Raw genomic sequence first — 8,751 nt, forward strand, 5'->3', positions numbered from 1 at the left:
CCCTGCGCACCCGGGACCGGCACCGCGCGAACGCCGGAACCGGTCAGCTCTCCCGCCCCGCCGCGCCGACGACGGCGCCGCGGGTCCGCGCCGCCTCCCCGAGCACCTCGGACGGCGCCCTCTGCCGCCGCCCCGCCAGATCCGTGCCGGATCTCACGCCGGCGACCCTGCAGGTCTTCCGCTGCTGAGAGGGGGCCTTCCCCCCTCCCCCTTATCCTGCCAGCCCGACGCGCCCCCACGGCGCGCCAGGAGGTAACACCATGCAGCCCCTCATCGACCACGCCCGTACGTTCGGCCGGCGCCCTGAGGAGTTCGCCCGGCTCGCCGACGGCCAGTCCCCCCAGGTCCTCTTCATCACCTGCTCCGACTCGCGGGTCGTACCGGCCCTCATCACGGGGGCCCGCCCCGGCGAACTCTTCGAGCTGCGCACCGCGGGCAACATCGTGCCCGCCCACCGCTCCGGCCACCCCAGCGGGGAGGCCGCCACCATCGAGTACGCCGTGGAGGTGCTCGGCGTCCGCGACGTCGTCGTCTGTGGCCACTCGCACTGCGGCGCCGTCGGCGCGCTGGTGCGCGGCGACGACCTCGCGGCGGTGCCCGCCGTGCGCGACTGGCTCGCACACGCCGCCGACGAGACCGCCGCGCACGACCCGTCGGATCCCACGGTCTCCGCGGCCGTGCAACAACACGTACTCACCCAGCTGTTGCGGCTGCGCTCGTACCCCTGCGTCCAGCGCCGCATCGAGGACGGCCGGGTCCGGCTGCACGGCTGGTACTACGAGGTGCACACCGGCGCCGTGCGCGAACACCGCCCCGATACCGACACGTTCGAGCTCCTGTGAGCGCCACGATGCCCAAGTACCCTCACCTCAAAGCGGACTTCACCGCCTCTCTCGTCGTCTTCCTGGTCGCGCTCCCGCTGTGCGTGGGCGTGGCGGTCGCCTCGGGCGTGCCCGCGGAGCTCGGCCTGGTCACCGGCATCGTCGGCGGCGTCGTCACCGGCCTGATGCGCGGCAGCAGCCTTCAAGTCTCCGGCCCCGCGGCCGGGTTGACGGTGCTCGTCTACGAAGCAGTGGACGAGTTCGGGCTACCGGTGCTCGGTGTCGTCGTCCTGGCCACGGGGCTGCTCCAGATCGCCATGGGCGCCCTTCGGCTCGGCCGCTACTTCCGCGCGATCTCCGTCTCCGTCGTGGAGGGCATGCTGGCCGGCATCGGGCTCGTGCTCATCGCGGGCCAGATGTACGCGGTCCTGAGCGCGAAGGCGCCGGAGTCGGGGCTCGGCAAGATAGCCGGCCTGCCGGGGGCCCTGCTCGACGCGGCGGGCAGTACCCGCGCACTTGCCTCGCTCGCCCTGGGCGTCGGCACCGTCGCCGTCCTGGTGCTGTGGAAGCACCTGCCGCGACAGGCCCGGGTGGTCCCCGGCCCGCTCGCCGCCGTCGGCCTCGCGACGGCCGCCGCCCTCGTGCTCGACGCGCCCGTGGCGACGGTCGAGGTCAACGGACTGCTCGGGGCGATCCAGCCCCCGTCCGCGGCCGCCTTCGGCGAACTCGCCGGGCTCTCGCTGCTCGGCACGATCGTGGCGTTCACGCTCATCGCGTCGGCGGAGTCCCTGTTCAGCGCCGCCGCCGTGGACCGGATGCACGACGGGCCCCGGACCTCGTACGACAAGGAACTGCTCGCCCAGGGCGCGGGCAACACGGTGTGCGGCCTGCTCGGCGCGCTGCCGATGACCGCGGTGATCGTGCGCAGCGCGGCCAACGTCCAGGCCGGGGCCCGCACCAAGGCCTCGCGCGTGCTGCACGGCGTCTGGCTGCTGCTCTTCGCGGCGCTGCTGCCGGACGTCCTCGCGTACATCCCGCTGCCCGCCCTGGCGGGTGTACTGGTGCACGCCGGGGCCAAGCTGATCCCGGTGCGGGCACTGGTGGAACTGTGGCGCGAGCACCGCGGCGAGGCGCTGATCCTGATCGTCACCGCGGTGTCGATCGTCGCGGTCAGCATGTTCGAAGGGGTGCTCGTCGGGATCGCACTGTCCGTCGTCAAGACGGCGTGGGACGCCTCGCACGTGAGGCTGGAGGTCATAGACAAGGGCGCCGGTCCGGTCCAGGCGCACCTGTCGGGCAACGCGACCTTCCTGCGGCTGCCGAAGATCCTCGGCAGCCTGGAGGCACTTCCGCAGGACCGTCCCGTCGAGCTGAACCTGTCCGGGCTGCACCACCTGGACCACGCGTGCCGGACGGCGCTGGAGAGCTGGGCCCAGCGGCACAGCCACGCCGGCACGGAGCCGGTGAAGGTCACCGCGAAATGAACCGACGGCCGGTCCAACTGCCGCATACTGTCGGGCAGTTGGACCGGCCGCCTACGGTCCGGTGGCGGTGTCAGTCGTCGAGCACGGCCGCGACGGCCTCGACCTCGACGAGCTGGTCGTCGTAGCCGAGCACCGTGACGCCCATCAGCGTGCTCGGCACGTCGTGGGCGCCGAAGGCGTCCCGCACCACCTGCCAGGCCGCCCCCAGGTCCGGCTGCCGCGTCGATGCGACGAGCACGCGGGTGCTGATGACGTCCTCCAGGTCCGCGCCGGCAGCGGCGAGCGCGGTGCGCAGGTTCGCCACGCACTGCGCCGCCTGACCCGCGTAGTCGCCGATCGCCACCGTCGTCCCGTCCTTGTCCAAGGGGCAGGAGCCGGCGAGGAAGACGAGCCGGGCGCCGGCCGGTGCCGTGGACGCGTACGCGTACTCGGCGATGTCGGACAGCGCGGCGGAACGGATGAGGGTGACGGCGCGGGCCATGGGCCTGGTGTCCCTTCTGATGCGGCGACGGGAGCGGAGCCCGGACATGTTGTCACATCGGCGATCGCGTCACCGTTCAGGCGTTGACGTCGAAGGGCACACCCGAGGGCAGCGCGGCGGCGAGGTGACTGGCGAAGCTCGCGTCCTTCAGACCGAAGGTGGCACTGCCGAAGTCGTACGCGCTCAACTTGTCCCGCAGCCCCGACGGGTAGCCGTTCCAGCCGACCAAGGTGGGGAACTGCCAGGTGCCGCGGTGGTTCTCGGGCGGCTCGTCGTTCGTGGTCGCCGGGCGGAAGCAGTGGGTGCCGATGCCGTCCTTGTGGTAGACGACCTTCGGGTGGGTCCCGTCCCAACGGATCTGGTCGCGCGGGTAGATCTGAAAGGATCCGTGCGCGGACGTGGAGACGTACTCGGCGGTGCCGTCCCGCACCCAGACGACGACGTGTTCCCAGTCGTTGCGGTGCCCGCCGAGCCCGCTGCCCGCCACCGCCTGGTCCTTCTCGAAGTACAGGCCGTACATGACGGCGCACCAGCCGTTGTTGCACTTGGAGCGGGCGTAGCCGTTGGTGCTGTCGAGGTCCGAGGCGTCGTGGCACTGTCCGTTGAGCGCGCCGCTCGGCTTGAGGCCGCCGTTGACCGTGCCGTCCGGGCCGATGGCCGGTGTCGGGTAGCAGCCGTCGGTGTCGTAGTCGAACGCGGGCTGGAACGTCTGCTCCGTCGCGTCGGCGTTGGCGGGCAGGGCTCCGGGCGGGTCGGCGAGGGCGGTGCCCGCGAAGGCGATCACCAGGGCGAGGGCGCCGCCGGTGGCCAGGGAGGTGCGGCGGATGAGTCTGCTGGGCTTCACTGAATTCTCCTGCGTCACTGTGGGGGCATGACATTCATGTCATGCCCCCAACAGCGCCGAGGGACGCGCGGGGGCACCTCCCGTGAATCCGCGGCGAATTGACGTGCCGTACGGGCCGGGTCAGGCGGTGTGCAGGGTCAGGCCGAAGCGGCCCAGGATCTCGTTGATGGGCTGGTACCAGGTCTCCCCGCCGCCGGTGCAGTCGCCCCAGCCGCCCGAGGTGACGCCCTGGGCCTGGTCGCCGCTGATGAACGAGCCGCCGGAGTCGCCGGGTTCGGCGCACACGCTCGTCTTCGTCATCTCGTGGACGGCGCCCTGGCTGTAGTTCACGGTCTCGTTCTTGGCGAGCACGGTGCCGCAGTGCCAGTGCGAGGTGGATCCGGAGCGGCAGATGGAGGCACCGACCGGGGCCTCGGCCGAGCCGCGCACGAGCTGGTCGGAGACCGTGCCCCAGCCGAGCACGACCGGGACGGTCCACCATCCGCTGCCGACGTTGACCCACGCGTAGTCGTTGTCGGGGAAGGACGAGCCCTGGAAGTTGCCGACGTAGCTGCCGTCCCAGCCGTTCACGCCCTGGCCCGCGCCGCCGCAGTGGCCGGCCGTGACGAAGCCGCCCTGGACGGAGAAGCCGATGGAACAGCGGACGTTGCCGGTGTAGTAGGGGTCGCCGCCCACGGTGCCCGCGGCCAGGGTGGTGGGCGTGTGCTCCGTGGTTCGCACGCTCACCGGGCCGGCCTTGCGGGCCTCGGCGAGAAAGCGGGTGACATCGTTGTCGGACTGCTGTCCGGCGCGCACCTCGACGACGACCCGGTTGGTGGGCCAGTCGACGCGCCAACTGCTCACGCCCGCCGGGGCGTCGAGGGCGTCGATGCGTTTCTTGGCGGCGTCGAGCCGGGCGGCGCTGCGGGTGACGAGCTCGACATGGGCGCCGGTGGCGCGTACGGCGGCGGCCTTGGCGGGATCGGCCACCGCGACGGTCAGTTCGCCGCTCTTCGACGTCAGCCACGAGCCGCCGTAGGCGCTCCCCGCGGCCCGTCGCGCCTGCCGCTCGGTGGCGGTGGCCTGCTTCTCGGTGGCGAGTCGCGCCTTCGCCTGACGGTCGGTGAGCCCGAAGTCCCGCTTCATGGCGGCGAGTACGCCGTCGGAGGCGGGGGCACGGTCGGCGTGCGGGGTGGCCGCGCCCGCCGAGGAGGTCGGGAGGAAACCGGCCGTGGCGCAGGCGCCGGTGACCAGCAGGGCGGACAGGACGGTGCGCAGGGTTCTGGTACGTCTCATCGGTTCGGCCCTTCGTTGTTCCAGTGATGTGGGGGTGGAACAGGACAGCCCGGAAGCACAGCCGGGGAAGACGGACTGGGAGCGCTCCCGCGGGCTGTTGGTGGGGAGCCTAGCGAGGGATCATGAGCAGGTCCATGCCAATCCAGGGGCGTGATCCGGCCTGCCTCGCGGCGCTCACAGACGCCCGCGGAGTTCCAGGGCGAACCGGTCGGCGGCAGCGGCGGTCACCTGCTCCCGCGCGGGGGCCCGGAGGAAATCGAAGACTCCCGGGCCCCGTTGGGCCGCGGGAAGGTCGGCCGATCGCGGTACGACATGGAAGTGGACGTGGCCGAAACCCTCGGCCTCCGCGAACTGCACGACGTACGTCTTGGCGCATCCGGTGGCGTCGCGCAGGGCCCGGGAGAGCCGTACCTGCCACGTCCCCAGGGCGGCGGCCTCGGCGTCGGTGAGGTCGTGCACGGCGGTGACGTGGCGCCGCGGCAGGAGCACCAGCCAGCCGAGCAGCGCGCAGTCGACGGCGTGCACCACGCGCCAGTGCGCATCGTTCGCGATCCGCTCGCGGGGCGGCAGCAGCGCGAACTCGGCCTCCCTGTCGCACGGGTGGCACCGGTCCGCCGTCCTCGCCGTCATGCGGCCCATGCTCGCGTACGGTCCCCGATCCGCACAGGGTGCCTGTCGCGGCCGAGGTGGCGGGCGGGGCCCGCTTAGGGTGCCGCCATGACTGAGGGCATGTCACCGCAAGCGGTGGCGCAGGAGCGTGCGGACGTGCTGCGCGAGCGGCTGAAGGAACGGATCTACGCGTCGTTGACCCTGCTGGCCGTGCTGGTGGGGTTCGCGCAGAGCGGGCATCCTGCGCATGTGGCGGCGGCGGTCTCGGTCGCGGTGACCGCGCTCGGCCTGTGGCTCGCGACGCTCGTCGCCGATCTGCAGGCGGTCCCGGTGGCGCACGGCAGGTGGCCGAACCGGCACGAGATCCGGCACACGCTGTTCACCACCAGCCCGCTGCTGACGAGTGCCGTGAGTCCGCTGCTGCTGATCGGACTGTCCGCCCTGGGCGCGGCCGAACTGACCACGGCGCTGTGGATCTCGGTGGGCACCGAGGTCGCCGCGCTGGCCGCCTGGGGGTTCGCGGGCGGACGGCGGGTGGGCGCGGGGCCGCTCGGCGCGCTGGTCGCCGCCGCGCTCAACTCCGTGATCGGTATCGGAGTCGTCGCGGTGAAGCTGCTCGCCGGGCACTGACCGCACTCGGTACTGCCCCGCCGAGCGGCCCGGGCCCCGTCGCCCGACCCTGCCGCGGACGACGGCAAGCTACTTCAGGGCCGCGGCGTATGCCGTGGCGAGGGCGGCCCAGATCTCGTCCGAGACGACGGGGGCCGGCCGGTCGCGGTTGGTCAGGACCACCAAGGTGGCCTGTCGCGGGATGTCGGTGTACGCGCTCGACGTGAATCCGCCGAAGGTGCCGGGGTGGCCCTGCCACGTCACCCCGTCCACGACGGTGCTCTCGGTGGCGAGCCCGTACGTGGCACCGGCCGCCCGGGCCTGCTTGCTGGGTTCGGTCATCGCTTCGACGGTGGCGTGCCCGAGGAGCTTGTTCCGGCTGAAGAGGGCGTCCAGGAACTGGGCCGCGCCCAGGGCGGTCCCGGCGAACAGGCCGTCGCCGAAGGGGAATCCGAAGGAGTCGGTGGGCACCCCGGTGGCGCCGTAGGCGGTGTTGTAGTCCTGCAGGCCGAGCCCGTCGGGGAGCGGATGGTATCCGTGGGCGAAGTGCTGGAGGGTGTGGCGCGCGGAGCGATCCTGCGTGATCCGCCGACCGTTCTGCGGGGCCACCGACCCGGCCCGGGCGAGGAAGCGGGCGATCTCCGCTTGCGTCCTCGCCTCACCGCCGAGCGTCTTCACCAGGACCTGCAGGAGGATGATGAAGTTGGTGTTCTGGTACTCGTAGCGTGCGCCCGGGCGGTCGGGGGCGTGGATGCCGGCGTTCAACTGGGCGAAGGTGAAGGGCGCGTCGGGCCGGTAGCGGCTGGGGCCGGTGCCCGGCGGCGCGCCTTCGGTTCCGGGCGGGAAGAGCGGGACCACGTCGGGGTCCGCGTAGACGTTGCCGTAACCGGTGATCTGGGCCAGGAGCATGCGCGGGGTCACCTGGCGCGACCCCGCGACGGTGTCCCCCACGTACCGCGAGATCGGGGCATCGAGATCCACGGTGCCTTTCTCCGCCTCGTGGAGGGCGAACGCTCCCAGGATCATCTTGCCGAAACTGCCGTAATTGAACAGGGTGTTGTCGTCCACCGGCAGCGCCGGGTGGACGTTGCCGACGGCCATGCCGTGGTGGGCCGACCACAGGAGGCGACCGCGCCGGAGCAGCACGGCTTGCACGCCCTGGCCGGGTATCTCGGCGAGCGTCTGGGCCCATGCGGATGCGAGGGCCTTGGCCACGCTCAGTTCGCGCACGGTCGTGTGCTCCCCTCTGCGGGACGGCCGGGCCGCCGCGGGGGACCGTCCCGCGGCGGCGCCGACCACGTTGAGTGCCGCCGCCGCGGCAGCGGCTCCCGTCACCGTGCGGCGCCGCATCGTTCCCGACATGTGTGCCCTCCGTCCGTCGCCCAGTGGTGTGGCGCACACCATGCTGAACGGACAGCCGCCCGCGGTGTTCGGTGCATTTCCTAACGGTGAGAGCCGGTGTTGTCGGATCGGCCAAGGGAAGGCGCACCGCGATGGGTAGTGTCCGGCTCCCGCCGGTCGGGATCGGCAAGGCCGAGGACCTGGTGGATCGTGCGGACCACGCCGTTCTCGGTGTGCGGCGGCGCCTGGCGGCGGGCTCGGCGCAGCACGTCCGGGTGGGCGCCCGCCATGGCGTAGGACCAGTCGGCGGCGTCCATCATCTGCAGGTCGTTGAGGTAGTCGCCGAACACCATGGTCTGGGCGGGGGTGACGCCGAGTTCCCGCTGGAGGCGGCGCACCGCCACTCCCTTGTTCGCCGTGGGGTTCATGATGTCGATCCAGTGTTCGCTGGAGACGACGACCTGGTGGGAGTCGGCGAGGTGGTGCAGCGCGGGCGCCGTGGTCTCCTCGGCGCGGCCGAAGTCGTGGAGGGCGACCTTGAGGATCTCGTCGTCGACGGCGGTGGCGTCCTCGACGATCTCGTGCTGGTGGTAGTACTTGCGCACCTGCGCCATGAACGCCTCGTCGTGGCGCTCCACATAGGCGGAGCGCTTGCCGCAGACCACGGCGCCCACGTCGGCGCCCACGTCCGTGAGGTGGCGCACGGTCTTGACGAGCCCGGAGGCGACGGCCGGGTCGAGCGGATCGGAGCTGATCTCGACACCGCCGCGCACGACGTACGTGCCGTTCTCGGCGATGAAGACCATGCGGCCGTCGTCGACGGCCGCGAACTGGTCGGCGAGCGTGGCGTACTGGCGACCGCTGGCCGGGCAGAAGACGATGCCGCGCCGGTGCAGTTCGTCCAGGAGGGGCCACAGGGACGCGGGGATGCGCCCGTCGGCGTCCAGGAGGGTGCCGTCCATGTCGGTGACGACGAGGCGGATGTCCGGGTGGTCGTGCTGCGTGGTCAATGTCGTTCCTGGGTGCGGGAGTTACGGGTGGTCAGTCGGTCGGGTGTCGGCCGGGTGGGCCGTGCGGACGACGAGGGCTCTCAGTTCCTCGACGGCCCGGGCGCGGGCGCCGGTCAGTTCGGGGTCGGCGAGCGCGGCGACGGACAGCGGGACCGGCCGCGGGCCGCGCCGGAAGTGCTCGTCGATGTCGCCCGCGAGAGCAGGGCCCCAGGCGCCGCCGACGACGATGAGCAGGGGGTCGGCCAGGGCGACGGCCGCCGCGAGCACGGGGGTGATG

At 72.3% G+C, this 8,751-nt stretch carries 9 protein-coding genes and 2 pseudogenes; 4 read left to right on the plus strand and 7 right to left on the minus strand.

The features are described from left to right. From G3I40_RS46555 to G3I40_RS24395, 3 genes and pseudogenes are all read left to right on the plus strand, one after another. Positions 1-188, plus strand: a pseudogene (locus G3I40_RS46555) (hypothetical protein); the annotation flags it as partial. Between the two features lie 72 nt (positions 189-260). Then, positions 261-842 (plus strand): carbonic anhydrase, encoded by a 582-nt coding sequence (locus G3I40_RS24390; protein ID WP_164304257.1) that lies wholly within the window; start codon positions 261-263, stop codon positions 840-842. Between the two features lie 8 nt (positions 843-850). Then, positions 851-2,305 (plus strand): SulP family inorganic anion transporter, encoded by a 1,455-nt coding sequence (locus G3I40_RS24395; protein WP_164304258.1) that lies wholly within the window; start codon positions 851-853, stop codon positions 2,303-2,305. Positions 2,306-2,375: 70 nt separating this feature from the next. On the opposite strand, the gene G3I40_RS24400 is transcribed toward G3I40_RS24395, so the two are convergent. The 4 genes from G3I40_RS24400 to G3I40_RS24415 form a co-directional block, all read right to left on the minus strand. Then, entirely contained in the window at positions 2,376-2,786 is a 411-nt protein-coding gene (locus G3I40_RS24400) for a RidA family protein (protein ID WP_164304259.1), read from the minus strand. Between the two features lie 76 nt (positions 2,787-2,862). Continuing rightward, positions 2,863-3,630 carry an NPP1 family protein gene (locus G3I40_RS24405; RefSeq protein WP_164304260.1) on the minus strand — a complete coding sequence of 256 codons (768 nt, stop codon included), beginning with the start codon at positions 3,628-3,630 and terminating at the stop codon, positions 2,863-2,865. Positions 3,631-3,750: 120 nt separating this feature from the next. Next, positions 3,751-4,905, minus strand: a complete 1,155-nt coding sequence (locus G3I40_RS24410) for a S1 family peptidase (RefSeq protein WP_164304261.1) — start codon at positions 4,903-4,905, stop codon at positions 3,751-3,753. Positions 4,906-5,079: 174 nt separating this feature from the next. After that, positions 5,080-5,535, minus strand: a complete 456-nt coding sequence (locus G3I40_RS24415; protein WP_164304262.1) for an HIT family protein — start codon at positions 5,533-5,535, stop codon at positions 5,080-5,082. A gap of 87 nt (positions 5,536-5,622) precedes the next feature. On the opposite strand from G3I40_RS24415, the gene G3I40_RS24420 reads away from it, so the two are divergent. After that, positions 5,623-6,144, plus strand: a complete 522-nt coding sequence (locus tag G3I40_RS24420; RefSeq protein WP_164304263.1) for a hypothetical protein — start codon at positions 5,623-5,625, stop codon at positions 6,142-6,144. Positions 6,145-6,213: 69 nt separating this feature from the next. Here the strand turns inward: G3I40_RS24420 and G3I40_RS24425 are convergent, their stop codons facing one another. From G3I40_RS24425 to G3I40_RS24435, 3 genes and pseudogenes are all read right to left on the minus strand, one after another. After that, positions 6,214-7,485 (minus strand): serine hydrolase domain-containing protein, encoded by a 1,272-nt coding sequence (locus G3I40_RS24425; RefSeq protein WP_164304264.1) that lies wholly within the window; start codon positions 7,483-7,485, stop codon positions 6,214-6,216. A gap of 80 nt (positions 7,486-7,565) precedes the next feature. Continuing rightward, positions 7,566-8,474 carry a Cof-type HAD-IIB family hydrolase gene (locus G3I40_RS24430; RefSeq protein WP_275410219.1) on the minus strand — a complete coding sequence of 303 codons (909 nt, stop codon included), beginning with the start codon at positions 8,472-8,474 and terminating at the stop codon, positions 7,566-7,568. Positions 8,475-8,495: 21 nt separating this feature from the next. Continuing rightward, a pseudogene (locus G3I40_RS24435) lies at positions 8,496-8,751 on the minus strand (hypothetical protein); the annotation flags it as partial.

Origin of the sequence: Streptomyces sp. SID14478 (assembly GCF_010548525.1) — a bacterium.
GTDB lineage: Bacteria > Actinomycetota > Actinomycetes > Streptomycetales > Streptomycetaceae > Streptomyces.

What these genes read in the sequence shown, in the direction of transcription:
- G3I40_RS24410 (WP_164304261.1), bottom strand. Translation starts at nt 4,905, where the DNA reads ATGAGACGTACCAGAACCCTGCGCACCGTCCTGTCCGCCCTGCTGGTC.
- G3I40_RS24425 (WP_164304264.1), bottom strand. Translation starts at nt 7,485, where the DNA reads ATGTCGGGAACGATGCGGCGCCGCACGGTGACGGGAGCCGCTGCCGCG.
- G3I40_RS24420 (WP_164304263.1), top strand. Translation starts at nt 5,623, where the DNA reads ATGACTGAGGGCATGTCACCGCAAGCGGTGGCGCAGGAGCGTGCGGAC.
- G3I40_RS24390 (WP_164304257.1), top strand. Translation starts at nt 261, where the DNA reads ATGCAGCCCCTCATCGACCACGCCCGTACGTTCGGCCGGCGCCCTGAG.
- G3I40_RS24395 (WP_164304258.1), top strand. Translation starts at nt 851, where the DNA reads ATGCCCAAGTACCCTCACCTCAAAGCGGACTTCACCGCCTCTCTCGTC.
- G3I40_RS24415 (WP_164304262.1), bottom strand. Translation starts at nt 5,535, where the DNA reads ATGACGGCGAGGACGGCGGACCGGTGCCACCCGTGCGACAGGGAGGCC.
- G3I40_RS24400 (WP_164304259.1), bottom strand. Translation starts at nt 2,786, where the DNA reads ATGGCCCGCGCCGTCACCCTCATCCGTTCCGCCGCGCTGTCCGACATC.